26 protein-coding genes are annotated in these 24,002 nt (G+C 38.3%); 10 read left to right on the top strand and 16 right to left on the bottom strand.

What is annotated here, in order from left to right; genetic code table 11:
- Positions 1–54 precede the first annotated feature (54 nt).
- The 4 genes from P0077_RS18505 to P0077_RS18490 form a co-directional block, all read right to left on the bottom strand.
- Positions 55–984, bottom strand: a complete 930-nt coding sequence (locus P0077_RS18505) for a hypothetical protein (RefSeq protein WP_276166683.1) — start codon at positions 982–984, stop codon at positions 55–57.
- Between the two features lie 119 nt (positions 985–1,103).
- Positions 1,104–2,306, bottom strand: coding sequence for a PQQ-dependent sugar dehydrogenase (locus P0077_RS18500; protein WP_276166682.1), 1,203 nt, complete (start codon positions 2,304–2,306; stop codon positions 1,104–1,106).
- 9 nt (positions 2,307–2,315) lie between these two features.
- Complete coding sequence (locus tag P0077_RS18495; protein ID WP_276166681.1) at positions 2,316–3,209, bottom strand: sugar phosphate isomerase/epimerase family protein; 894 nt, start codon at positions 3,207–3,209, stop codon at positions 2,316–2,318.
- A gap of 106 nt (positions 3,210–3,315) precedes the next feature.
- On the bottom strand, positions 3,316–3,945 hold the full coding sequence (locus tag P0077_RS18490; RefSeq protein WP_276166680.1) for an SDR family oxidoreductase: 630 nt from the start codon (positions 3,943–3,945) through the stop codon (positions 3,316–3,318).
- Between the two features lie 190 nt (positions 3,946–4,135).
- Between P0077_RS18490 and P0077_RS18485 the strand changes: the two genes are divergently transcribed.
- Positions 4,136–4,708 (top strand): pseudouridine synthase, encoded by a 573-nt coding sequence (locus tag P0077_RS18485; RefSeq protein ID WP_276166679.1) that lies wholly within the window; start codon positions 4,136–4,138, stop codon positions 4,706–4,708.
- 15 nt (positions 4,709–4,723) lie between these two features.
- Here P0077_RS18485 and P0077_RS18480 read toward each other — a convergent pair whose 3' ends face one another.
- Together P0077_RS18480 and P0077_RS18475 are read right to left on the bottom strand one after the other, a co-directional pair.
- On the bottom strand, positions 4,724–5,407 hold the full coding sequence (locus P0077_RS18480) for a 3-keto-disaccharide hydrolase (RefSeq protein ID WP_194527370.1): 684 nt from the start codon (positions 5,405–5,407) through the stop codon (positions 4,724–4,726).
- Positions 5,408–5,478: 71 nt separating this feature from the next.
- Positions 5,479–5,934, bottom strand: coding sequence for a cold-shock protein (locus P0077_RS18475; RefSeq protein WP_276166678.1), 456 nt, complete (start codon positions 5,932–5,934; stop codon positions 5,479–5,481).
- Between the two features lie 507 nt (positions 5,935–6,441).
- On the opposite strand from P0077_RS18475, the gene P0077_RS18470 reads away from it, so the two are divergent.
- From P0077_RS18470 to P0077_RS18460, 3 genes are all read left to right on the top strand, one after another.
- A complete protein-coding gene (locus P0077_RS18470) occupies positions 6,442–7,920 on the top strand; it encodes a c-type cytochrome (protein WP_276166677.1) in 1,479 nt (492 codons plus the stop codon).
- 110 nt (positions 7,921–8,030) lie between these two features.
- Complete coding sequence (locus tag P0077_RS18465; protein ID WP_276166634.1) at positions 8,031–8,465, top strand: hypothetical protein; 435 nt, start codon at positions 8,031–8,033, stop codon at positions 8,463–8,465.
- Positions 8,429–9,331, top strand: coding sequence for an IS3 family transposase (locus tag P0077_RS18460; RefSeq protein ID WP_349293007.1), 903 nt, complete (start codon positions 8,429–8,431; stop codon positions 9,329–9,331). The genes P0077_RS18465 and P0077_RS18460 overlap by 37 nt, the downstream gene beginning before the upstream one ends.
- 58 nt (positions 9,332–9,389) lie before the next feature.
- Here P0077_RS18460 and P0077_RS18455 read toward each other — a convergent pair whose 3' ends face one another.
- On the bottom strand, positions 9,390–11,027 hold the full coding sequence (locus P0077_RS18455; protein WP_276166676.1) for an LVIVD repeat-containing protein: 1,638 nt from the start codon (positions 11,025–11,027) through the stop codon (positions 9,390–9,392).
- Positions 11,028–11,208: 181 nt separating this feature from the next.
- On the bottom strand, positions 11,209–11,859 hold the full coding sequence (locus tag P0077_RS18450; RefSeq protein WP_276166675.1) for a rhomboid family intramembrane serine protease: 651 nt from the start codon (positions 11,857–11,859) through the stop codon (positions 11,209–11,211).
- Positions 11,860–11,915: 56 nt separating this feature from the next.
- On the opposite strand from P0077_RS18450, the gene P0077_RS18445 reads away from it, so the two are divergent.
- Complete coding sequence (locus P0077_RS18445) at positions 11,916–12,803, top strand: lysophospholipid acyltransferase family protein (RefSeq protein WP_276166674.1); 888 nt, start codon at positions 11,916–11,918, stop codon at positions 12,801–12,803.
- A gap of 210 nt (positions 12,804–13,013) precedes the next feature.
- Here P0077_RS18445 and glmM read toward each other — a convergent pair whose 3' ends face one another.
- Positions 13,014–14,402: a phosphoglucosamine mutase gene (gene glmM / locus P0077_RS18440; protein ID WP_276166673.1), complete on the bottom strand. Its 1,389-nt coding sequence runs from the start codon at positions 14,400–14,402 to the stop codon at positions 13,014–13,016.
- Positions 14,403–14,483: 81 nt separating this feature from the next.
- On the opposite strand from glmM, the gene P0077_RS18435 reads away from it, so the two are divergent.
- The 3 genes from P0077_RS18435 (at position 14,484) to P0077_RS18425 (ending at position 17,563) form a co-directional block, all read left to right on the top strand.
- Positions 14,484–15,068 carry an acyl carrier protein phosphodiesterase gene (locus tag P0077_RS18435; protein WP_276166672.1) on the top strand — a complete coding sequence of 195 codons (585 nt, stop codon included), beginning with the start codon at positions 14,484–14,486 and terminating at the stop codon, positions 15,066–15,068.
- 63 nt (positions 15,069–15,131) lie between these two features.
- The gene (gene ggt / locus P0077_RS18430) at positions 15,132–16,835 is read left to right on the top strand and encodes a gamma-glutamyltransferase (protein ID WP_276166671.1); all 1,704 of its coding nucleotides are present in this window, start codon (positions 15,132–15,134) and stop codon (positions 16,833–16,835) included.
- An 11-nt stretch (positions 16,836–16,846) separates the two neighbouring features.
- Positions 16,847–17,563 (top strand): hypothetical protein, encoded by a 717-nt coding sequence (locus P0077_RS18425; RefSeq protein ID WP_276166670.1) that lies wholly within the window; start codon positions 16,847–16,849, stop codon positions 17,561–17,563.
- Positions 17,564–17,599: 36 nt separating this feature from the next.
- Here the strand turns inward: P0077_RS18425 and P0077_RS18420 are convergent, their stop codons facing one another.
- The 4 genes from P0077_RS18420 to P0077_RS18405 all read right to left on the bottom strand — a co-directional run bounded on the left by P0077_RS18420 (position 17,600) and on the right by P0077_RS18405 (position 20,260).
- Positions 17,600–17,977 (bottom strand): PH domain-containing protein, encoded by a 378-nt coding sequence (locus P0077_RS18420; RefSeq protein WP_276166669.1) that lies wholly within the window; start codon positions 17,975–17,977, stop codon positions 17,600–17,602.
- 7 nt (positions 17,978–17,984) lie between these two features.
- Positions 17,985–18,440 carry a hypothetical protein gene (locus tag P0077_RS18415; protein ID WP_276166668.1) on the bottom strand — a complete coding sequence of 152 codons (456 nt, stop codon included), beginning with the start codon at positions 18,438–18,440 and terminating at the stop codon, positions 17,985–17,987.
- Positions 18,441–18,521: 81 nt separating this feature from the next.
- Positions 18,522–18,938: a 3-hydroxyacyl-ACP dehydratase FabZ family protein gene (locus tag P0077_RS18410; RefSeq protein WP_276166667.1), complete on the bottom strand. Its 417-nt coding sequence runs from the start codon at positions 18,936–18,938 to the stop codon at positions 18,522–18,524.
- A 203-nt stretch (positions 18,939–19,141) separates the two neighbouring features.
- Positions 19,142–20,260, bottom strand: a complete 1,119-nt coding sequence (locus P0077_RS18405; protein ID WP_276166666.1) for a histidine decarboxylase — start codon at positions 20,258–20,260, stop codon at positions 19,142–19,144.
- Between the two features lie 152 nt (positions 20,261–20,412).
- Between P0077_RS18405 and P0077_RS18400 the strand changes: the two genes are divergently transcribed.
- On the top strand, positions 20,413–20,865 hold the full coding sequence (locus tag P0077_RS18400) for an Lrp/AsnC family transcriptional regulator (protein ID WP_276166665.1): 453 nt from the start codon (positions 20,413–20,415) through the stop codon (positions 20,863–20,865).
- Here the strand turns inward: P0077_RS18400 and P0077_RS18395 are convergent, their stop codons facing one another.
- The 3 genes from P0077_RS18395 to P0077_RS18385 all read right to left on the bottom strand — a co-directional run bounded on the left by P0077_RS18395 (position 20,866) and on the right by P0077_RS18385 (position 23,536).
- Complete coding sequence (locus P0077_RS18395) at positions 20,866–22,128, bottom strand: aminotransferase class V-fold PLP-dependent enzyme (protein ID WP_276166664.1); 1,263 nt, start codon at positions 22,126–22,128, stop codon at positions 20,866–20,868.
- Between the two features lie 339 nt (positions 22,129–22,467).
- Entirely contained in the window at positions 22,468–23,139 is a 672-nt protein-coding gene (gene folE, locus P0077_RS18390) for a GTP cyclohydrolase I FolE (protein ID WP_276166663.1), read from the bottom strand.
- Positions 23,132–23,536, bottom strand: coding sequence for a MerC domain-containing protein (locus P0077_RS18385; protein WP_276166662.1), 405 nt, complete (start codon positions 23,534–23,536; stop codon positions 23,132–23,134). The genes folE and P0077_RS18385 overlap by 8 nt, the downstream gene beginning before the upstream one ends.
- An 81-nt stretch (positions 23,537–23,617) precedes the next feature.
- On the opposite strand from P0077_RS18385, the gene P0077_RS18380 reads away from it, so the two are divergent.
- Positions 23,618–23,998, top strand: coding sequence for a Fur family transcriptional regulator (locus P0077_RS18380; RefSeq protein ID WP_276166661.1), 381 nt, complete (start codon positions 23,618–23,620; stop codon positions 23,996–23,998).
- Positions 23,999–24,002: the final 4 nt, after the last annotated feature.

The raw sequence follows: 24,002 nt of genomic DNA, 5'->3' as shown, positions 1-24,002 counted from the left end.
GCTATGCGCAGTGTCCCAAAGGGCATTGCGTATTGGTGTTGTTGTGGTGCGTTTTCAATTGTTAAACTCTTCGTCAATTTCTATTAACATTTCTTCTAGTTCGTTTAGTTGGTTTCTTAAGCTATCGAGGAATATTTCTGCATCATCATTTCCAAACAAAGTCTTTTCTGCCCACCATTGATCGAATCGTTTAAGGATATAATCAATCAGTCGGAATGCTTCAGATATTCCACTAGGTAAATTATCATTATACCGTATATTTAAATTGCTTCTTATCTCGTCAACAGATGCTTTTAAGGTGGTAACTCCCAACTCACCTTGAAAATTCCTTGTTGTATCTCTTATTCCGCGATAAATGAGTTGGATATTTCTACCTGTTCCAACCATCATTTCTTGAAGAGATTTGGTTTTATGTTCGTTCTTTTTCATTTCAATCTTTTTCAAAATTTCTTCGTTTACATTTTGAAGAACATTTCTAGTAAAATCTAATTGTTTGCATATGAATGTTTTTAAATCAACTTCAACCTTTCTGAATTCCGGTGTATATCCTGCATATGTAAATCTATCTTTAGAAATCGGGCCTTTTGCGATAAAATAGAACTCTGTCTTCTTTCTGTTTGTTGGGTGTCCCGCAATATCGTTTCGAACATCTCTTATTTCCTTGTCGAAAGAGAATGCCTCAAAAAATTCCGTTTGTTTTATATTTTCATTTACAACACATTTGTACAAATGATACAGTCCGTCTTGCTGGAGAAAAAGAGATTGTAAGAGCCCATAAATTAGTAATGTACTTCTTCCTTGCTGGCCAATTGACTTAATACTTTCAAATTCTTCTATTGCTATTTGACTATCTTCAATTAAGTCGATTGAAGTAAATTTCTGATTATACACCAATTCGTTCGGTATATTATAGAAATTATGATACAATGGTTCGTGTATTACCCTGTTTAGAGTATTACACAAGTCTAAAATCTCATTCTCCATTGTTCTGTTAGTTTTTCGTCATCCTTTTAATGCAACACCATAATTGGGTAGCATCATTGATGCTATCCTGATTAAATGCACACTAAGATCATAAATTCTTAAACGCCTCATACGTAAAACTACTCCACACTAGCCACTTGACTACTCCCATCATCATAGCTCAGTCTATAAATAGCATCTCCAAAATCATCGGAAATTAATAATGAACCATCTTTTAGAAATAATAAATCTACAGGTCTACCAAATTGCTCTTGGGTTTCGTCATCCAACCAGCCATCAATAAGGGTTTCATAGGCTACAGCCTCATTGTTCTCAAACTTTACCAAAGAAATTCTATATCCAGATTTTTTGGAGCGGTTCCAAGAGCCATGTTCAGCTATAAAGGCGTACTGTTTGTACTTTTCAGGAAACATATCGCCCGTATAAAACTTGACCCCTAACGGCGCAACATGGGCACCTAAGGTCTGCACAGGGGAAACAAAATCCGAGCAAGGGTGTTGGTCGCCAAACTCAGGGTCTTTAATTGTGCCACCATGACAAAACGGATAGCCAAAATGCTGGCCAGCTTCCGTAACACGGTTCAACTCACATGGGGGAATATCATCACCCATCATATCCCTACCGTTATCCGTAAAATACATTTCCTTTGTTTCTGGGTGCCATGTAAAACCCACGGTATTTCTAACCCCACGGGCATACACTTCACGATTGCTTCCGTCTGGATCCATACGGGTAATAGAAGCAAAACGCTCATCTACGGAAGTAGAATCGCAAATATTACAAGGCGCGCCTACGGGCACGTACAGCTTATCGTCCGGTCCAAAAGCAATGTATTTCCATCCATGGTGAAAATTTTCAGGATAATCTTCATAAATCAATTTGGGCTCAGGAAGACTGTCTAGATTTTCCTCAATATTATCATATCTAAAGAGCTTGCTCACATCTGCCACATACAACGACCCATTTCTAAATGCCACTCCGTTGGGAGATTCCAAGGTAGAATCCAGTTCAATTATATGATCCGCTTTAAAATCTTTATCCCGATCTTGGACGGCATAAATACGTTTTTCATTTCTTGTACCTACAAACAAGGTTCCGTTGTCTCCCATAGCCATAGAACGCGCACCATCTATACCATCTGCATATACTTCTATTTTAAAACCAGCGGGCAAGTTCAAACGGTCAACGGGCAGTTCAGAAACTGGCTCATCATAGTTTACCATAGGTTCCTTCTCCTCTACTTTCTGCTTTTTTTCATTACAAGCGGTAAAACCTACAACCGCCAGAGCGATTACTAATGTTTTAATTGTGTTGTTTTTCATGAGATTGGTTTAAAGATATTGTTGCAAGTTCTTTTTGAAAAATTTAGCGCTATCAGCGATACTCTTCATGGAGTTTTTGGCAAAATTACTGCCTTGTTCTATGTAATAATACTCTAATGCATCCGTATCTATACCCGAAAGCATTTTTTTATAATCTATAGAGCCGTTACCCAGTTCCGTATAATCACGGCTTTCCTTATCCATATCCTTTATGTGCCACATGACAAAGCGGCCCGGATTGTCCGTAATAAGTTGCTGTGGTGTCTTTTTTGAGGAATGCATTACCCAATACATATCCATCTGTAACTTTACCAATTGTGGGTTAGTTTCCTTTAATAGAATATCATATCCGGTTTGCCCATTGTGGTCCGTAAATTCAAAATCGTGGTTATGGTACGCAAATTTTAATCCGGCGGCATTTACATATTCCGACATCCAATTCAGTTTTTCCGAAAGAATTTTAAAATTTTCAATTGTTCTAAATTCCGGAGCCAACCAAGGCCAAGTTATATAAGGCTTGTTTAAAATGTGAGCCCCTTGAATACAAGAGTTTAAATACCTTTTTAGTTCATCATCGGGTTTATCAAAATAAGACGAAAAGTCATAATGGCCACTGGTAGTGGTGAGGTTAAGGTCATCTAATATCAACTTAAATTCTTTTGCCTCATAGCCATAATATCCAATTTGCTCTGGGTCAAAACCATAAATTTCCAAGTCTTCATAGCCCATAGCCTTTGCTTTTTTTAAGCTACCCAACGGGTCTGCTTTCATGGCATCACGAATGGTAAATAATTGCAGCCCCATTTTAAATTTGGGTTTGTTTTTCATGGTAAAACCAGTTACCGGCAAAAATGTAGCGGCAGAAGCCAAACCACTCTGTTTTATAAAGTCTCTTCTAAGCATATTTTAATGGGGGAATTTCAAAAAATTGAACAAAAAAACGGGTTTGCCTTTTAAGGCAAACCCGAATATATTACAATCTTTCCGTACGACCGAAAATATCTACATTTTATGAAACCGAATCTATAGCTTTTCCTATTAAGGTCTCACCTTCCAAAATTTCGAAAGTGGCGTTTTTAGCCGCATCATCATGTAAAGAACGTACCAACGTCTGGGCTACATCATCCCTGCTAATTGACCCTGATTGCTCTAAACTTGCTTCGGCCTTAATTTTCCCTGTTCCCTTATCGTTCGTTAAAGAACCCGGACGAACAATAGTATACACAAGGTTGCTATCTTTTAGATACACATCTGCATTATGCTTGGCCTGTAAGTATTCTTTTAGGTCACTTGCCTTATCTGGGTTTTCGGCTCCCATAGAGCTTAGCATTACAAACTTCTTTAAATTTGCCGATTTTGCAGCATCTACCAATTTTTTAGCTCCGTCTTGATCTACAGCCTCTACCTTTTTTCCACCGGAACCAGCAGCAAAAATCACTTTGTCTATGTTCTTTACCGTGTGGGATATATCTTTTTCCAAATCGCCCATAACCGTGGCGATATTGTCTTTTTCAAATTGTTCTTTCTGCGATTCTTCCCGAATCATGGCTATAGGTGTAAAATATTGAGACTCGTTTAGAAGTGTTACTATTTTTTTTCCCGTGGTACCATTGGCACCCGCTACTAATACATTTTCCATTTCTTCATTTTTTTGTTACTACAAACTTATGCTACCCTAGGCTATTTTATTAATGCAGATTGATTGATTTTTAACCCATAAGAACTTCTTTGATTTTCCCATCTTATCCTACACTTCTCTCTAGGTTTTACAAGTTAGTCTTTACTACCTTTACACCATAATCTTTTAAATGGCCCACCAACATTACAAAATGTACAAACCCTTTGGATTTATAAGTCAAATGGGAAGTAATAATAGAAAGGAAAAAAGGTCCAAGCGATTTATAAGCGAGCTTCACCCATTTGATGATAGCGTTATGGCCATAGGACGTTTGGATTTAAAGTCCGAGGGTCTTCTTTTAATGACCACGGATGGAAAACTAAGCGATACCGTCAATCGTTCCGGAATTGAAAAGGAATACTATGCCCAATTGGATGGAATCATTACCCCTGAAGCTATAGCTGAATTACAACAAGGGGTTGAAATTGGGATTGAAGGGAAAAAATATTTGACCAAGCCCTGTAACGCAAGACTACTTACAGAAGAACCGGATTTTCCTGAACCACACCATTTGCTACGTGTTGGTACGCATAGACCAAATTCTTGGTTGTCCGTTACGTTAACGGAAGGTAAGTTTAGACAAGTTCGGAAAATGACAGCTGTAGTGGGTTTTCCAACGCTGCGTTTGGTGCGCGTTCGGATAGGGTCGGTTACGTTAGAAGGTATGAACCCATCGGATGTAATCGATTTTCCTGATTTACCACAGGAATTGAATTTGGAATAGAAAATAAGTTGAGACTTATTCTGTAAGTTGAGTGATCGGCGTGAGCGCAACCTTTCTAAACTCAACTTCCGAGCCTTCTGCTTGCAAAGCGATCTGCCCCGTCTGTGCCGTAGCATCATAACCGTGGTTTACCAAGTCGCCATTGACCCAAACCTTAATTTCGTTTTTTAGACACTCAATTTGCATGTGGTTCCACTCGCCTACCGGCTTTTCGGAATCATCGGTCAGGTTTAATATTCTCCGTTTCTTACCTTCGGTAATACCCCATTCTTCTTGAGGTCCACGACGCGCCAGCATATCATCAACGGTTATATCCTCTACAATACACCAAAAATCCCCTGCATTTTCGTGCATCATTTGCACCTCAATAGATTTTGGAAACATTTTGTATAGGGAGCGTGGCGTAGAAGCAAAAACCAAAACTCCACAGTTGCCAGGTTCACCGGCAAAACGGTATTCCACATCTAAACGAAAGTCTTCGTATGTGGCATCTGTAATAATATGGCCTGCTGGAGTGCCTAAGCTCACCAACATGCCATCTCTTATGATAAAAGGGTTTCTTGCATCTGTGCTATCCATAGCCGGCACATCTATATGCCAACCATTTAAATCTTTTCCGTTAAATAGATTTTTTGCTCTTGGTGCGCATGACCAAAGGGTAGCAAAAACTATAGAAAAAACTAAAATATATTTTTTCATAAATATTGGAAATGGACAAATTATTATGCCCAATTAGAACAATGCAATTGGAAGTTGAACAGCAACAGGTGCTATATTTTCTTTACTCTAACCGCATTCATACCTTTCATACCTTTTTCAAGTTCAAAAGATACTTTATCGTTCTCGTTAATTTCGTCGATAAGACCGCTTACGTGAACAAAGTATTTTTCCTGATTCTCAGAATCGATGATGAAACCGAAACCTTTTGAGAAATCAAAATAAGATACTTTTCCATTGCGTACCGGGTCAAATTCTTCTTCGTCTCCCTCTTCTTTTTTAGGAATACCAAGAACAATATCCTCGGCATCAACTTGAACTTTTTGTGATGGATCTGGCGGAGTATCCACTAGGTTGCCATTGAAGTCTACATAGGCAAACGGAATTCCTTCGTCATTTTCTTTTGCAGCAGCTTTACGCGCAACTTTTTTCTTTTGTTTCTCTTCGCGTTTCTTTAAACGTTTTTTCTCTTTTTCAGTCTTATTATAAGTTTGCTGAGATTTAGCCATTCGGTATTTTTCTTGTTTTAAAATTAGGAGGATAAGGTACGAAATAATTTTGATTTTATTTTGATTTCCATGTTAAGAAACACCAGAGACCTTAACATGAACTTATCATTTAAACAATCGATACAATTAATTGAAAAACAATATATTAAATATATTAATTGAAATTCAAAAACATTCTAAATAGTGGCTTTTTGACCTGCATGACAGAGAACCGACCATTTTGAACGACTACGAACCCATATCATGAAGCTGTAATTTCAAAGTAGAGAGGTAGTAAACTTCCTCGGAGCAAGCCTACTAGGAATAAAAAGGAATACACTTTGATTTCGTGGTAAGCCCGGAACACCTAATCTTTATTATCGAGTAAAAGGCGTTACGGAATTCATTTTTTCGGTTTATCTAGTTTTTATGTTTTTCATGTCATAAGCAATACTTTTATTTACCTTTATTAGTAACTTCCCCTAGTTTCATAACGCTGTCCCTCAAGCGAATAAAACCCTTTTGATTGTGAAGAAGCACTTAAAATCCTTTGCATTAGTAGTTATATTGTTAGTCGGTTACGCCTGTTCTAGCGATAGTAACGAGTACGAGCCTGTCCCTGACCCAGACACGGAATCTCCAACTCCTGATCCCGATCCAGAGCCGGTAACTGAACCTGAAGTAGTTCTGGAGCTAGATGCAATCCCTGCCTCCACCCAAAGAATAGGCAACGCCGCCCAAGGGTATGAGTTTTTGACTAGCGGAAACTACATGAGCTCCGGTGTACCTTATGACGCCTTTATACAGGGCTTTGGAGAAGACCATACAAACGTATTGGAACGCACGGGTGACAACGCCAATATTGGCTATGAATATACAGCCATTGATGCCGCAAATGGTGTTCGGATAGTCTCTCCCAATTGCATGTCATGTCACGCAAGTTTTATAAATAATGAGTTCATGGTAGGCCTCGGAAGTCAGGTTGCCGATTTTACCATTAACAGAGCTGATAATATTGGCCTGGTCAGTACCGGTATTTCTTTACTTTATGGTGGACAGGATAGTGATGAATGGGAAGCCTACGACCAGTTTAGAAAAGGCATTGAGGCTATAGGTCCTAAAACGGTTACGGAAACCCGCGGTGTTAACCCTGCGGATAAAATTACTAGGGTTCTAGCAGCCCATAGAGACAAAAACACGTTGGAGTGGACAGACACACCCTATGTAAATGTCAGTAACGAGGTAATTCCTACAGACGTGCCTGCCTGGTGGTTATTAAAGAAGAAAAATGCCATGTTTTACCACGCTATAGGGCGAAGAGATTTTTGTAAATCATTCATCGGTTCTAGTTTATTGACACTGGACGATAAAACGAAAGCGGAAGAGATAGACCCCAAAATGCCCGATGTACTAGCCTATATTTATAGTATAGAAGCACCGGAATACCCGTTTGAAACTGACACCGATTTAGCAGCTCAGGGTAAACCCGTTTTTGAGGAAAACTGCGTAAAATGCCACGGCTCTTATGGAGAAACCGAAGAATACCCCAACCTCTTGGTATCCCTTACATCTATTGGAACAGATCCGGCCCTTTCTAATCTATACACGACACCTTCAACCGTAAATGACTATTTTTTAGATTGGTTTAATACAGGTTGGTTCGGCACCGGAACTACGGGACTGGAGTTCAAAGCAGAAGGAGGATATATTGCTCCTCCGTTGGATGGTGTTTGGGCAACTGCCCCTTATTTCCACAACAGTTCTGTCGCAACAATAGCAGAAGTGCTAAATAGCTCTGAACGTCCTAAATATTGGAGCCGCAGTTTTAACAGTACCGATTATGATAAAGAAAACTTAGGATGGAACTACACCGTGGAAACTAGTAAAGTAGACAAGGAAACCTATGATACAACCATAAAAGGCTACGGAAACCAAGGACACACTTTTGGAGACGACCTAACCAGCGCCCAACGATTGGCACTTTTAGAATACCTAAAAACACTTTAGAAGTCTAACGCAATACAACAATGAAAAATGCCCTTATCCTAATGGACAAGGGCGTTTTATATTTATATTATGTCCCGTCCTAACATAGCGATACACTAAAATTTAGTGTAATGAATACATCAGTAAAGACGGGTTATATAAAAAGAACCCAAAAAGACTATTCGCTTTCTTTTAAGCTTCAAGTAGTAGAGGAAATTGAATCTGGTAAGCAGGATAGACTTTCCGCTCACCTTAAATATGGCATACAGGCCAGATCAACAATTACTTCATGGTTACGAAAATATGGTACCTTTGATTGGGAAAACCTATCCGTAGTAACCGTGGCAAAAACACCGGAACAAAGAATCGTTGAGCTAGAGGCTAAAGTTAAACTTTTGGAAAAGCAAAAGGCTCGTGCCGAGCACTTGGCCGAAAGAGCTGATAAAAAGGTAATCATTTTTGATATGTTAGTAGATATGGCAGAAAAGGAATATGATATTGCTATCAGAAAAAATTACACGCCCGAGTTATTGAACGCTTCAAAGAAGAACAAAAAGAAACAATAGTTTCCACCTGTAACTTACTCGGGCTAAATAGACAGGTATATTATAGAGCTGTTAAATCTAGGACGAAAAAGCAGCATATAGTAAAACAAGTCATTGCTTTAGTGCGCAGCATTCGTAGTGTCATGCCTAAAATAGGTACTAGAAAATTGTATTATATATTGAAGGATAAACTCTTTGTTTTAAATGTTGGCAGAGATAAACTCTTTAGAATACTCAAAGCAAATCATTTGCTTATAAAGCCTAAAAGATCATATCACATAACTACAGACTCGCACCATCGATTTAGAAAGCATAAGAATATTGTTTGCAATGTTGAGATCAATCGACCGGAACAAGTATGGGTTGGCGATATAACCTATTTAGGGGCTAGGAAAAACCCATCTTATCTAGCATTGATAACGGACGCTTATTCTAAAAAGATAATAGGATATAGCGTATCGGAAAGCCTGGCAGTTGATGGAACCATAAAAGCTCTGGAGATGGCTTTGAACAATAGGATGTATAAAGATGGACCACTTATCCACCACTCCGATAGAGGGTTGCAATATTGTTCCAATGAATATCAGAGCCTATTGTCGCAACACGCAATTACATCCAGCATGACCGAAAAATACGATCCTTATGAAAATGCAATTGCAGAAAGGATCAATGGTATACTTAAACAAGAGTTCAACGTTGCAAAACCTATGGAGTCGTTACCTATGAAGAGAAAATTGGTAGAACAAGCTATTTGCATTTACAACAACTTAAGACCACATCTATCGAACCACATGCTAACACCGGAACTCATGCATCGGCAAAACAAAATCATAATGAAACAATACAAATCAAAAAATCTCATTGAAGCTAGCTTCAATGAGATTTAAATAATAAATTTAATCCTAAATAATCTGTATCGATTATTTAGTACGAGTCATATCTATTTTAGAACTTGTTTCTTACATCTCTAAACTCACCTATAACTTTAGCGCTTCCGAGTTTTTTAACACTTCCAAAGACATTAGCTACAGAATCATCTCCTATAAATTCAAGGGTAGCACCATCATTAAGAATTATATCTCCGTAGACCGTAAAGTTACCTTCAATTCTAAGGGTAGCATCTTTATTAACTGTAATATTTTTTTTAGAATTATTTCTACCGATATACAACGTACCGTTCATTTCAAATAATCCACCACTATTGATGTAGCTACTGTTTTTCACTGCCCAGGTACCACATAATAACAAAGAACCGTTTACATTAAGGGTATTGAACCATTTAGACCCTTTGTATTCTTTAGTTTCACCTTCATTTACGGAGAGGTTAGAACTACCGGAATAATATAGCAAATCAGAACAACGAGCTTCTAAGCTTTCGTCAGGTCTATTTAATTTAACTATCTGCAGACCGGCTTTACCGGAAGCGGCAAAAATATAATCGCCTTTTGAGGCTACAAAGTTTATAGACCCGTCTAAATCTACAACCCCTATAATATTTGTCTGACCATCTTTTTCTTCGGAAAGACACAAGCCCGCACCACCATTGGCCATAAGCAACACATCTTCGTTAATTGCTACAGCGTTGGTTACGATGTTTTCACTTTCGGTTCCTTCAGGATTCAATAGAATAGGAATATATTGTACCAAATCTCCACTGGTCATATTATAAACTCCAGCACCTTTAGCACCTTCAGAAACAAATAATCTATCTCCTGAAAAATCCAACGTTCTCTTACTATTATCTCCAAAATCCGAACTAATTGAAATTTCCTGACTTACCGTAAAATCGGTATCCATAATACTCACACCATTACTGGCATCTAAAACTGCAATAGTTCCATTATTATGTGCCACAGAACGTAAATCGGAAAAAGAAACATCGTTTTGAGTAGAAAGGTCAGTGCTCTTATAAGACGTCAACAAACCATCTTTACCACTTGTAACCAAAACGCCATCAGATGATATTTTTACATCATTGGCCGTAAATCCTTCTTGAAAACCATATACCAAGTCACCACTTGTATCCAATCTTCCTCCAGAAGCAGGAATTTTAACCACAAATGAGTTTGCCGTAGCTCTCACCGACTTTTCTGCATCTACACCACCCACAGCATATACATATCCATTATCATAGGCAATGGCGTTAATATCTGCATTGGAATAGTACAATCTAGAAGTTACTTGAGGATTGTTTGGGTCACTTACATCTATAATATCAATACCGCCCGCATAACCATCTTCAACTGTATTATAAGATACATAGGCGTAGTTACCATCAACATCTACATGGGAAGCGGTAAGGTTTTCTGCACCAGCATATGAAGGTGGATGAACACGGGCAATTAACGTTAATGGATAATCGCCTGCCATTTCCTCAATTGTCTTTGAGGTTTTACCGGAAGAACTCTCGGTATTATTAATATCCAATACACCGGCATCATCATAAAGAATACTATTTTTTAATACAGATTCTTTGGCTTCTATAGCAATATCATCTTCAGTATCGCTAAAAACGGTTGTCTCATCACTACAAGATGTAGCAAATACAACAGCTGCTAATGCAGCTAGGGAAAGTCTTTTCATTATAAGTAGGTTTAAAAGCTATTAGATTTGGGTTCTAACAGAACGTAAAACTACGTTCAAGTGTATACCTATCTTATATTTTTTCGATGAAATACCTATATAACGGGATTTTCCTGCCTTTTTACCGAAATATTAATACGCTAACTAGGAGATTTATTAAGGAATATAGATAAACGGCACCTTATATTTTTCCCAATTTTGCCATCACAAGAAGTATAATAATGGGCAATGCCAGCAACCCTACCATAAGTGGCTCATTGACCAATAATCGAGGCATAAAGAGAAGCATACTTACATACCCACCAATGGCTCCCCCAAAATGGGCCGTATGGCCAATATTACCTAAACGGCTTTTCATTCCATAAATGGAATACAATAAATAACCAATACCAAAAACATAAGCCGGGAGAGGTATTGGAATGAACATAATACCCAATTGCATATTAGGTTGCAGAAGGATTGCCGCATAAAGTATGCCGGTTACCGCTCCACTAGCACCAACGGCACTATAATACGATTCATTTTTATGGAAAAAGAGAGCCAATAAACTTCCGGCCAACAAACTAATAAAATAGATGCCGATAAATTTTCCGGACCCAAACCAGTTCACTACCACAGGCGCAAAAAAGTAAAGCGTAAACATATTGAAAAAAAGATGGGCAATATCTACATGCAAAAAACCAGAGGTTAACATCCTATCCTTTTGTCCGGCTTGAATCTGACCTATGCCAAATTTATAACGTTCAAAGAAAGCGGTATCATTAAATCCTTTTAAGGAGACTAAAACATTGGCAGCGATTACCACAATGGTGGCAATATCTAGGTTGTTCATATTGTGAAGTTAATTTAGTGTCAAATATAGCTATATTTGTGCATTAAAATGTTTTCATGCAGTTGCTTGTTTTTGTTTTGGCGTATCCGTTGCTATGGTTAATTTCTATACTTCCCTATCGCCTTTTTTATGGATTTTCCGATTTTGTTTTCTTTTTGGTATTTCATGTGTTCGGTTACCGAAAAAAGGTTGTTAAGTCCAATTTAGAATTGGCGTTCCCAGAAAAGTCTCAAAAAGAAATATTAGACATTCAAAAGCGATTCTATCACCATATGTGCGATGCTTTTTTGGAAATGGTAAAGACAATGAACCTTTCTAAAGAAGATGTCCAAAAACGGTATGATGTACAAAATATTGAGCTCATCCAAGAAATTGAAAAAGAAAAAACCATTCTCGTGGTATGTTCCCACTATGCCAATTGGGAATGGAACGTTAGTATTAACAATTATGTGGAATCTAAAGGCTATGCCGTTTATCAAAAAGTAAGCAATCGATATTTTGATAAATGGGTAAGGAAAGTACGCGCACGTTGGAATACGACTTTAATTACCAAAGAAGAAACTGCTAAAACTGTTCTTGTAAACTACAAGAATAATGTGAAGGGAATTTTTGGCATGGTAAGCGACCAAACTCCTCAAATGTCACGTGCACAGTATTGGACAGAATTTATGGGCGTTAAAGTTCCTGTGATTAATGGAGCGGAAAGCCTAGCTAGAAAAATGGACCTTGCCGTAGTTTTTCTAAAAGTATCCAAAGTAAAAAGAGGCTACTATAAAGCTGAATTTATTCCTATAACCACCTCTGGGGCTTCTACCGCAAAACACGAGATTACGGACACTTTTATTCGTCTTGCGGAAGCACAGATTAAAGAAAAACCAGAATATTATTTGTGGACCCATAGGCGATGGAAGCATAGAAACAAGGTTCCTGTTGAGTTTCAGTAACCCCTCCCTTCGGCTGTGCTCAGGAAGGGGCAGTTATAACCAATAGTTTCAAACTGACTGTGCGCTGAAAGGGGTGTTTAATTATGGCCAAGCTCCAAGTGAGCTTATACACAAAAAAACGCTTGGAATATAAATGAGAGTAACCTCATTAAACATTCCAAGCGTTAAGTCTTAAAGCACAACCCTGAGCCTAGTCTAAGGGTGGTCTTGTTACAACCCCGCTACCTCTTTGATCTCACCAATAACGCGATCGGCAAGTTCATCTGCTTCAGACTGACTTTTTGCTTCGGTGTAAATACGGATAATAGGTTCCGTATTGGATTTTCTCAAGTGTACCCAATTTTCTGCGAAATCTATTTTCACTCCGTCTATAGTAGATATTTCTTCGTCTTTATATGTATCGGCCATAGCCTTCAAAATACCATCCACGTCCAAACTTGGTGTTAATTGTATTTTCTTTTTACTCATAAAATAAGAAGGATAGCTTGCTCGTAATTCTGCAACAGTACCCCCTTTTTCGGCCATTAACATTAAGAACAAAGCAGAACCAACCAGTGAATCACGACCATAATGGCTCTCTGGATAGATTATTCCTCCGTTGCCTTCACCACCAATAATGGCGTTGTTCGCTTTCATTTTTGTAACCACATTTACTTCTCCTACTGCTGCAGCTTCATACGTGCCACCATGCTTTTGGGTAATATCACGTAATGCACGGGAAGAAGATAGGTTAGAAACCGTATTTCCTTTGGTCTTGCCCAAAACATAATCCGCACAAGCCACTAGTGTATACTCTTCTCCGAACATTTCACCTGTATTGTCAATAAATGCCAAACGGTCAACATCTGGATCTACTACGATTCCAAAGTCCGCCTTTTCTTTGATTACCAAGTCACAGATATCTCCTAAATGCTCCTTTAAAGGTTCTGGATTGTGTGGGAAATGGCCTGTTGGGTCACAGTATAATTTTACAACTTCCACTCCTAGCTCTTCCAAGAGTTTAGGAATAGCGATACCTCCGGTAGAATTCACGCCATCTACCACAACTTTAAATTTTGCCTTTCGGATGGTATCTGCATCCACTAAGGGAAGATCCAATACTTCATCAATATGGATATCTATATATGAATCGTTTCTGGTAATACTCCCTAAATCATCTACTTCAGAGAAATCAAAATCTTCTTTATCTGCAATGTCTAGAATTTTAGCCCCTTGCGCGGCATCTAAAAACTCGCCTTTTTCATTCAAAAGTTTTAGTGCATTCCATTGTTTTGGGTTGTGACTGGCCGTTAAAATTATACCACCGTCCGCTTTTTCCAAAGGAACGGCAATCTCCACTGTAGGTGTTGTGGAAAGGTCCAAGTCAACAACGTCTATACCTAATCCTACCAAGGTAGAAACTACAAGGTTCTGAATCATTTCACCAGAAAGACGGGCATCACGACCAATTACCACTTTCAACTTGTCTTTTTTTGAATATTCTTTAAGCCATATTCCATAAGCTGCTGCAAATTTTACAGCGTCAATTGGGGTAAGGTTATCACCAGAACGGCCGCCGATGGTACCACGTATTCCTGAAATCGATTTTATTAATGTCATTTTTTTCTAAATTCTAAATAGTTTATGCAAATATACAGGTCTAGGGCTAATACTATGTTTGCAATTTGTAAATTCGGACTTATGAATTTTCTTGCACATATTTACCTCTCCTTTGGAGACCAAGAAATTACCTTGGGAAACTTTATAGCGGACAGTATTCGCGCCAATAAATACAAGCATTTACCAGAACGGGTGCAGCAGGGAATTATTTTACACCGCGAAATTGACACTTTTACGGATACACATGATATTCCTAAAATAAGTAGTAAACGGTTGCATAAAAATTATAGCCACTATAGCCGGGTAATCGTGGATATATTCTATGATCATTACCTGGCCAAAAATTGGAGTACCTATAGTGACACGCCTTTGGATATTTATGTGGAGAATTTTTACGACTTGCTAGAAGACAATTATACCATTCTGCCTGCAGGCGTGCAACGGATGATGCCGTATATGATTTCTGACAATTGGATATACAACTATTCCAAAATGGAAGGTATAGCCAAAGTTTTGAATGGCATGAACCGGAGAACGAAAAATAAATCCAAAATGAATTTTGCCATTCTAGATCTTGAGGAGCACTATGATAAATTTGAAGAAGAGTTTACCGCTTTCTTTGAGGAGCTTATGGTCTTTTCAAAACAAAAATTTATATCACTTTAATATAATATACAAGCTTATAGGATTCACTTTAAAAATAGATTAAAATTTTAAACCGGACCGCTTATGAAACCAACACGTTTAATCCTGCTCAAGTTCCTTTTACTTCTTCTCTTTGTAAATTGCAAAAGCACACCCGCTAAACCGGCAAGACCTACCGGTGTAGTGGCCGAAAAAGCAATGGTGGTCTCTGCCCGCGAAGAAGCTTCTACTATTGGTGCAACTATTTTAAAACAAGGAGGCAATGCTTTTGATGCTATGGTGGCTACTGAAATGGCCTTAGTGGTAGCCTACCCTTTTGCAGGTAATGTTGGTGGTGGCGGATTTATGGTCTATCGCAAAGCGGATGGTTCTGTTGGAGCCTTGGATTATCGGGAAAAAGCACCCTTATCAGCTACAAAGGATATGTATCTGGATTCGTTGGGCAATGTTATTCCGGGTATGAGTACCAAAGGTGCAACTGCCGTGGGCGTGCCAGGTACGGTGGCCGGAATCATTGAGGTACACAAAAAGTTTGGGTCTATGCCCTTAGCGGACATTCTCGCTCCCGTAATTGCACTCGCAGATAGCGGCGTTATCGTTACCGAAAAGCAAGCAGCCCGATTTGAAAATGTACGTGATGTTATTCTTGAAGTAAATGATAGCGTTACAACCTTTCCCATTGGTTGTAAAGCTGGCGATTTGGTAAAGTATCCCGCTCTTGCAAACACCCTGCGCCGGATAGCCAAAGATGGCCGAGACGGATTTTACAAAGGTGAAACGGCAAAAGTACTGGCAAGTTTTATCCAAGAAAATGGAGGTTTCGTTACCGAAGAAGATTTAGAGCAATACCAAGTACAATGGAGAGAACCGGTTTCTTTTAGCTACAAAGATCTTCATATTATTTCTATGAGCCCCCCAAGTAGCGGTGGAGTCACTATCAACCAAATATTAAAAATGATGGAGCCATATGATGTGGCTGAGTTTGGCCATAATTCCGAAAAGACCGTTCAATTGTTTACAGAAGCTGCACGCCGTGCCTATGCGGACCGTAATTATTGGCTGGGTGATCCTGATTTTGTAAGTATACCAATGGAAGACCTTTTGAGCGATGCTTATATTGAAGAAAGAATGGACGATTTCTCCTTTGATAAAGCAACTAAGTCTGTAGATGTTCGTGAAGGAAATCCGCAAATGGCGGAAAGTATGGAGACCACCCACTACTCTATTGTTGATGCAAAGGGTAATGCCGTTTCTGTTACCACTACTTTAAACGGAGCCTATGGATCAAAGCTCTATTGTGACGAGCTCGGATTTTTCTTAAACAATGAAATGGACGACTTTAGCGCCAAAGCCGGAGTACCTAATATGTTTGGGCTTGTTGGAGCCGAAGCCAATAGCATTGCCCCGGGAAAACGTATGTTAAGTAGTATGACACCTACTATTGTGGAAAAGGAAGGTCAACTGTGGATGGTTGTGGGAACACCGGGAGGCTCTACTATCATTACCGCTGTGGCACAGACCATTTTAAACGGGTATGAGTTTAATATGAGTATGCAGGAGGCCGTTGACGCACCACGTTTCCATCACCAATGGTTACCGGATATGGTTATTTTTGAGCCAGATGGTTTTTCTGATGAATTAAAGAACGAACTGAAATCCAAAGGTTATAACATTAATGAAGACCGGACGCCTATTATCGGAAAAGTAGATGCCATTCGTGTGTTAGCCGATGGTACTTTGGAAGGTGGTGCCGATCACCGTGGTGATGATACTGCGGTTGGTTTTTAATAGAATTGTAGATGATAAAAAGACTATTGAAAATTATTGGAAAAGGCGTTTTAATTCTTGCCGCTATTCTTCTTATCGGTTTTGGGGTTCTCTATCTAATCTACAATGAGCCATTACCAGAAGGAACCCCAGGAGTTGAGGCCGATGCTCTTGCAAATAAAATGTTAGAAGCGATAAATAATGAAGCCTATACAAAAACCAATTATTTGGAATGGAGTTTTGCCAATGGGGCACACCATTATAAATGGGATAAAACGAATGGTAAAGTTGATGTAAAATGGGATGACTATCATGTTCATTTGCACTTAAAACAATCGTCAAAAAGTAATGTGTTTGAAAACGGTTCTGAAGTAACAGGTGATACTAAAAATGAACTGATTAACAAAGCTGAAGGATTTTTTAATAATGATTCCTTTTGGCTGGTAGCTCCTTTTAAAGTTTTTGACCTCGGAACGGAACGGAGTTTAGTTACTCTAGAGAACGGTTCTAAAGCTTTACTAATTACGTACTCGTCTGGAGGCAGCACGCCTGGGGATTCCTACCTCTGGCATCTAGGCGCTAATGGCGTACCAGAAAGCTACCAAATGTGGGTCAGTATTATTCCCATAGGTGGAGTCAAAGCAACCTGGGAGTATTGGAAGATTATGGAAACAGGGGCTTTCTTGCCTACTTCTCACAAACTAGGACCTATAACTTTGGATATGGGGGAAGTTAGAGGTTATAATTGAGAGATAATTCTTAGCCTTGGATGGTTTTGGAAAGGTTTAACTCAATAATTTTTCACTCAAGAATCTCCCGACTTTTTTGATGTTTAACGATTTTCTGAATTTAATTTCAAAAACACCAACACCACTCACCCATATTTTAAAATCACTATCGCCATCAAAAGTTCCTGCCGTTTCGATGGAAAAGGAGCTAATTTTTGAATACGGAAAAGACTTAAATTCTTTTTTACTGCCCGTAAGTCCCTGAACATCCATAGCAATTATTCGCTTTGTAGTAAACCAAACTTTATCCCTTACATGAGAATATGCTAGGTTTATTTCCTCTCCGTCTATAAGTATATCTTCAATCTTTGCTCTGCTTGCTTCGGGGTTTTCTTCCTTTGTAACGCTAAAGGTTACTAGTAAATCAATTTTCATAAATTACTTAATTCAATTTTTTATACACCTCAATATTCTGAAAAACAGTGTCATTACGGCTGTACGTATTTACCTGTTTGTAACTGTTGGTACTACGTTCTATTGGAATGATGTAGGTGTTCACATCACTCTGCATGGATTTGGACATGGATGTCAAGGTTTCGGTAATTGTATCGTTCTTAAAAGTATACCTGCCATAACCATGCCACTCCGAACCATCGGGAGCTGGGTTTGTATTCCAAATAACATGACCGTCCATGTAGATTTTATGTTGCACTTTAGAGGTGTCTGTAATCAGCGTATCTCCATTACCAAGATTATAGAAATGGCTTAACTCCCACACGCCATCTATGGGAGTTGCATTTTTCGCTTCTGCTGTGGAGCTTGTTGAACCACAAGAGGATAAAACTAGTAGTAAAAGACTGAAATTGGCAAAAATGAGGTTTCTTAGACTAATTTTCATGTTCATTGTTTTGGGTTAAAATTATTATACATTTCTGCCCATTTTAAACGACAAAAGGATAGAAAAGCGTTTATTTCATTTTCAATCAATTCTAGCGCAAACCCAAGTTGCCTCAGCAATAGGTTCATTCTGAGCAAATGCAATACCTGTTTGCTTAATTATCCTATTGCTTACTCTAACATTTTGAATTACATATTTAATTTCCTCTCCATAGGTTACACCTTTCATAAAATTCACATCTGTCATACTCACTAAACCAAAAAAACCATCTGCGAGCCCGGCTTTCTTTAAACCTGCACCTCCACATTGCGCCATAGATTCAACTAAAATCATTCCGGGTATGAAATCATAATCAGGAAAACTTCCTGTTAATATTGAATCCACGGATTTATCAAAACTTTGTAGCCCGATTACCTCTTTCTCGTTCGCAATTAAAATTTTATCCACAAACAAAAAAGGAAATCTATGTGGTATTAACTTTTCTATTTCAGTTTCCATCGGATATTCGTTTTATAATATCCAATTTACGGCCTTTAATAGAATATACCCTACAAAAAGATGTAAGATTAGATATTAATTTTTTATAATAATGGTTTATAAAAAATGCAGCAAAAGCATAAAGCTTCTGCTGCATCAATTTTCAACCCGGTATTTGAGTAGTAACTTCTTTGTGATGTTTACATCACTTTGAATAGAATCGTTTACACTACCCCGGCCACAGCCTCCTTTTCACTTACCATATCTAGAATAAATTCATCAATCTGTGGTTTAGTTACATTTGGCATACAAATAATATGAGTGGCCTCATCTGTGGCCAATTGCCATTTGTCCTTTATGGATTTGGCTACTTTAGGAAACACTACGGTAATACTACCAGGATTCGTCCAAGCTTTAACTCCGATTTTAATTAATTCCTGTTTACAATATTCGGCTGTTTCTAAGCTATGACGGTAACGCTCTTCCAACCCTTTTACACCCATTTTCTTTATAGCATACCATAAAAAAAGTGGACTATGCCCGTTTCTAGAGCCTGTAATTGTTGTATCTAACGAACCTATATACGAAATGCCCCTTGCAATTCTATCCCTTAAAGAGCGCTTGGCGATAATAACTCCAGAAGGAAAAGGAGACCCAATAAATTTATGTCCACTTATAGAAATACTATCGGCGCCATCTTGAAAGTCAAAAGGAATCCTAGGTTCAATAAAAGGGCCATATGAACCCGCTAAAGCAGCGTCACAATGAATGTAGTGATTTTGAATAGCAAGCTTTTTTATAATCCGCTTTACCCTAGAAACATCATCCTTCGCCTCGGTCATGGTAGTACCAAAGGTTGTAAGAATAATTGCGGGTTTATCCCTGTTGAGTTGCAACGTATTTTCCAGGTCTTCATAATCTAGTTCCCCATTCTCTTGTGCTCTAATAGTAATACTTTGCATATTCAACAAATGAATATTCTTTCTTACGCTATAATGGGTAGATTCCGAGAAATACACCATTGCTTTTGGATGCGATTCCCGTGCTAAATACAAGCCATATAGGTTACTTTCAGAGCCTCCGTTGGTTACGTAGCCCCAATAATCGGATGGGTCGGCTCTAAATAAATTCGCAAAGAAATCCACCACTTCTCTTTCCATCTCATGTGTTTGAACCTTATAGGTTGTATCCTCATAAGGGTCTCCCACATTATTTATAGGGTGTTTTAAAAATTCGTACAATCGGGAATAATCAAAATCCTTCGCTACTGGGTAACCTAAAACTCTATTTTTTTCTTCAATCAGTTTGGTTAGCAGTTCATCTACCTGTTGCTCATCATTCATATTCGTTGATTTTATACTGTAAAATTACAAATAGTAAAACCAAATACTGTAAATTTTACAAATACAGAATAATAAACTATTATATTTGCTGTGAAAGTGTTTTTATTCTTTTTGAAAGGATAAATAGTTGAACCGTAGAAAAATAATCTAATATGGATGCGATCGATTACCAAATACTCATGCAGCTTCAAGCGAATGCGAAACAGAATACCAAAGAAATAGCGGGTAAAGTCGGACTTAGTGTAACGCCTACCTACGAGAGAATTAAAAAACTTGAGCAACAAGATATTATCAAATCTTATGTTGCCTTGCTTGATAGAAATAAAATCGGAAAAAAACTTATTGCTTATTGTCAGGTTACTTTAGTACAGCAGCAGAAGAAATTAGCGGACAGCTTTAAAAGTGAAATGCGTTTATTACCCGAAGTAATGGAGTGCCACGAAGTCTCAGGGAACTTTGATTATCTACTTAAAATTGCTGTGGACGATATCGCAGGGTTTCATCTGTTCATCAACCAAAAACTATCCATAATAGACGGAATTTCCACCATACACACTTCCTTTGTTCTAGACTCGGTAAAGGATAGTACGGCCTATAGTTTATAATTATGCCGCCATTTCTTTCAAAGCCTTTACAAACGTATCTAGTTCATCCGTTGTTGTAAATACGTTGGGCGTAATTCTACATCCGTTTACATTGGCATACTTAACAGCGACGGTAAAAATCTGATAATCGTCCAACAATTTCTTTGCTAAGTCGGCAGGTTCCATACCCTCAATACCCACATTGGCAATACCACAGGCTCTATAGGTTTCTTGGGGAGTGTTCAATAAAATCCCGGGTAAGTTTCTCACTTTGCTGGTCCAGTATTCCTGAAGATAGCGCATGCGTGCTTCCTTTTTTGCTCCACCTAATAAATTATAATAATCTATGGCATTTTCAATGGTCAAATCATGGTATACAGGTATTGTTCCTGTATGGTTCAATCTAGAAATATCACCCGGTTCTCTCTTTGCTTCTGCAAAAATGGGCCAAAGCGTATCTATATGCTCGTCGGCGACATACAATAAACCGGTACCTAAAGGTACTGCCAACCACTTATGGAGGCTTGAACCGTAGTAATCACATTCTAAATCCGTAATATCGAATTCAAAATGACCAATACAATGCGCTCCATCTACCAAGACCTGCACGCCCTTCTCATGAGCCATCTGACATATTTTTTTGACGGGTAAGATATGGCCTGTAATATTGATCATGTGGCTTACCATCAGTAATTTGGTATTTGGGGTTATAGCTTTCTCGTAAACGGCGACAATTTCCTCATCTGATTTTGGGTGATTAGGTACTGAAACTTCTTTATTTATAACACCATAACGTTTTGCCACCTGCTCGAACATGAGTTTCATGGCTCCATAATCTTGTAGGGCATACACCGCTTCATCGCCAGTTTTCCAATCCATACCCATAATTACCATATCTAGCGATTCGGTTGCATTTCTGGTTATGATAATGTTCTTATTAGTTGTGCCAATAATTTCGCCCAACTTCTCGGTCATCCGCGCTTTGTTCTCCCATTGCACGGTACGCATGTAATAAGACCCTTCGTAATTTATCTTATCTATATTTTTGTGAAGCCCTTCTAGTGTTGGTGTTGGAATAATATTGTAATACCCGCTTTCTAGGTTAATATAATCCGGTTTAAGTTTATAATCATCACGTACCTTCAACCAAAAATCTTCATCTGTAGTTAGTTTATGTATAGGGGTTTGTGCAACAACTTCTGCCGAATTTGCCAAAGCACTGCCGTAGAATGGTGCACCCAAAGCAGCCAATGATACATTTTTGAGGAAATCACGTTTTTTCATAAGGTCGGTTTTACAAAAATCACATTAATTAGAGAAAACCCAGATTGTGATAATTTGACTAAACCAACCTGGACCTTACTAAATATAGGGCTTTACAATGATTTGTAATACGGACATCAAAGAGAATTGTATATTATGTGTTCTTAAGGGTAGGATTTTTAGAATAATGAAATTTAGAGGGGCTTCTTTTCTCTCATATATAGCACATCCATTCGTATTACTAAGAAAATAGTGCTAGTGTTTCACTCCCGCAACAGTTATGGATTAAAGTTGAATTACCATTGTCAGGTATTTTCCTTATCAAAACAAATGGTTCTCTAAGATATTTATTTCAGATCTTTAAATGGCTTGTTGGCCTATAATGGTCAAAAATTCATCCCTATATGCTTTATCTGCAAAGCAGCCGCCATATTCTAAAGTTGTAGTGAAGCTGTTCTTGTCTTTAATACCTCTTGAAGAGACACATAAATGCTTGGCACTTACGGAAACGATAACATCTTCTGTATCCAACACCTTTTGCAAATCATTGCGTATTTGTAGAACCAATCTTTCCTGTACTTGCGGACGATGCGCATAGTAGTCTACCAGACGGTTAATTTTGGACAACCCGATTACTTTGTCCTTTGGAATATAACCCACATGAGCATGCCCAACTATAGGTAAAAAGTGATGTTCACAGGCAGAATCGATAGTAATATTCTGCTCTACCAACATTTTCTGATAGCCATATTTATTGTCGAAGGTAGAAAGCTTGGGCCTATTGGCTGGGTTTAAGCCATAAAACAACTCTTTTATATACATTTTAGCAACGCGATATGGGGTACCGGATAGGCTATCATCGGTTAAATCCAAGCCCATTTCTTTCATTATCATTCCAAAATGATGTTGAATGTTCTTAATTTTTTCATCATCGGAAGTATCAAAAGCGTCCGCACGTAAAGGAGTTTCCGTATTTGCAGAAAAATGGTTATCTCCCAATATTTCAATCTGCTCCCTATTCTTGTTATTCATGTGCACAGCATTGGTCGTTAGGTGCACAGTTACAGTACTTCTTATTGTAAAGGTGAAGTACTATCAGCGCCAAGGTAGGAATATAGATTACTGCTTCAGGTATGGGCAAAAGCCCCATTTTTTCATTCATAATAATAAAAAATAGGCCGCTATAGCTTAACCACAAGGCTGGTTTTATCCAATTGATAGTGGTTGTTTGAGTTGAACGGTAGACCGCTAAGAATGATATAGCAAGAAAAATATAATCTAGAAATTTCCACCATGAAGGCATAGTAAGGTGATTTACTACCAAGCCGCTTTGGGCAACAAATAAAAACGGAGTGGCAACGCAATGTACCAGACACAAAGAACTTGCTAATGCACCTAAAGCGTCCGGTTTTTTTGTAATATCAATCATGTATGTATTATTAATGCAACTGTGTTGCAAATGTAAAACACAAAATTTGTTGTTGCAACTATGTTGCGTTATATTTGTACTATGGGAATTGTTAGAAGGACAAAATCGGTCGATGCTATTTTGGAGGAATTTAAAATGAACTCGGGTGCTATTTCGGTGGTCAGTTTAGTGGACCAACTCAGTTCTCGCTTTAATAAAACTACTGTTTATAGGGTTTTGGACAGGCTAGAGGAAGATGGAATTCTACATTCTTTTCTTGGAAAAACAGGAATTAAATGGTACGCTAAGTGTTCTGGTTGCTCGGCTTCCGAACACCATGATGTACATCCGCATTTTCAATGTCTTAGCTGTGGAAAAGTGGATTGTCTAATCGTAAATGTTCGTATTCCCAGTATTCCCAATCGTAAAGTAGAAGCTTCCCAAATATTGCTTCAAGGGCAATGTGAGGCTTGTTTGGTGTAGTTTG

This window comes from Zobellia alginiliquefaciens, from assembly GCF_029323795.1.
GTDB classification, from domain to species: domain Bacteria; phylum Bacteroidota; class Bacteroidia; order Flavobacteriales; family Flavobacteriaceae; genus Zobellia; species Zobellia alginiliquefaciens.
Note: the sequence above shows the minus strand (reverse complement) of the source record. Positions and strands in the feature narration are given on the sequence as shown.

Bases quoted from the DNA above. Each gene is read 5' to 3' on its own strand.
- P0077_RS18500 (WP_276166682.1), bottom strand. From the start codon at position 2,306: ATGAAAAACAACACAATTAAAACATTAGTAATCGCTCTGGCGGTTGTA.
- P0077_RS18480 (WP_194527370.1), bottom strand. From the start codon at position 5,407: ATGAAAAAATATATTTTAGTTTTTTCTATAGTTTTTGCTACCCTTTGG.
- P0077_RS18475 (WP_276166678.1), bottom strand. From the start codon at position 5,934: ATGGCTAAATCTCAGCAAACTTATAATAAGACTGAAAAAGAGAAAAAA.
- P0077_RS18385 (WP_276166662.1), bottom strand. From the start codon at position 23,536: ATGATTGATATTACAAAAAAACCGGACGCTTTAGGTGCATTAGCAAGT.
- P0077_RS18465 (WP_276166634.1), top strand. From the start codon at position 8,031: ATGAATACATCAGTAAAGACGGGTTATATAAAAAGAACCCAAAAAGAC.
- P0077_RS18435 (WP_276166672.1), top strand. From the start codon at position 14,484: ATGAATTTTCTTGCACATATTTACCTCTCCTTTGGAGACCAAGAAATT.
- P0077_RS18505 (WP_276166683.1), bottom strand. From the start codon at position 984: ATGGAGAATGAGATTTTAGACTTGTGTAATACTCTAAACAGGGTAATA.
- P0077_RS18450 (WP_276166675.1), bottom strand. From the start codon at position 11,859: ATGAACAACCTAGATATTGCCACCATTGTGGTAATCGCTGCCAATGTT.
- P0077_RS18380 (WP_276166661.1), top strand. From the start codon at position 23,618: ATGGGAATTGTTAGAAGGACAAAATCGGTCGATGCTATTTTGGAGGAA.
- glmM (WP_276166673.1), bottom strand. From the start codon at position 14,402: ATGACATTAATAAAATCGATTTCAGGAATACGTGGTACCATCGGCGGC.
- P0077_RS18485 (WP_276166679.1), top strand. From the start codon at position 4,136: ATGTACAAACCCTTTGGATTTATAAGTCAAATGGGAAGTAATAATAGA.
- P0077_RS18400 (WP_276166665.1), top strand. From the start codon at position 20,413: ATGGATGCGATCGATTACCAAATACTCATGCAGCTTCAAGCGAATGCG.
- P0077_RS18395 (WP_276166664.1), bottom strand. From the start codon at position 22,128: ATGAAAAAACGTGATTTCCTCAAAAATGTATCATTGGCTGCTTTGGGT.
- folE (WP_276166663.1), bottom strand. From the start codon at position 23,139: ATGAATAACAAGAATAGGGAGCAGATTGAAATATTGGGAGATAACCAT.
- P0077_RS18405 (WP_276166666.1), bottom strand. From the start codon at position 20,260: ATGAATGATGAGCAACAGGTAGATGAACTGCTAACCAAACTGATTGAA.
- P0077_RS18420 (WP_276166669.1), bottom strand. From the start codon at position 17,977: ATGAAAATTGATTTACTAGTAACCTTTAGCGTTACAAAGGAAGAAAAC.
- P0077_RS18490 (WP_276166680.1), bottom strand. From the start codon at position 3,945: ATGGAAAATGTATTAGTAGCGGGTGCCAATGGTACCACGGGAAAAAAA.
- P0077_RS18425 (WP_276166670.1), top strand. From the start codon at position 16,847: ATGATAAAAAGACTATTGAAAATTATTGGAAAAGGCGTTTTAATTCTT.
- P0077_RS18495 (WP_276166681.1), bottom strand. From the start codon at position 3,209: ATGCTTAGAAGAGACTTTATAAAACAGAGTGGTTTGGCTTCTGCCGCT.
- P0077_RS18410 (WP_276166667.1), bottom strand. From the start codon at position 18,938: ATGGAAACTGAAATAGAAAAGTTAATACCACATAGATTTCCTTTTTTG.
- P0077_RS18455 (WP_276166676.1), bottom strand. From the start codon at position 11,027: ATGAAAAGACTTTCCCTAGCTGCATTAGCAGCTGTTGTATTTGCTACA.
- ggt (WP_276166671.1), top strand. From the start codon at position 15,132: ATGAAACCAACACGTTTAATCCTGCTCAAGTTCCTTTTACTTCTTCTC.
- P0077_RS18415 (WP_276166668.1), bottom strand. From the start codon at position 18,440: ATGAAAATTAGTCTAAGAAACCTCATTTTTGCCAATTTCAGTCTTTTA.
- P0077_RS18445 (WP_276166674.1), top strand. From the start codon at position 11,916: ATGCAGTTGCTTGTTTTTGTTTTGGCGTATCCGTTGCTATGGTTAATT.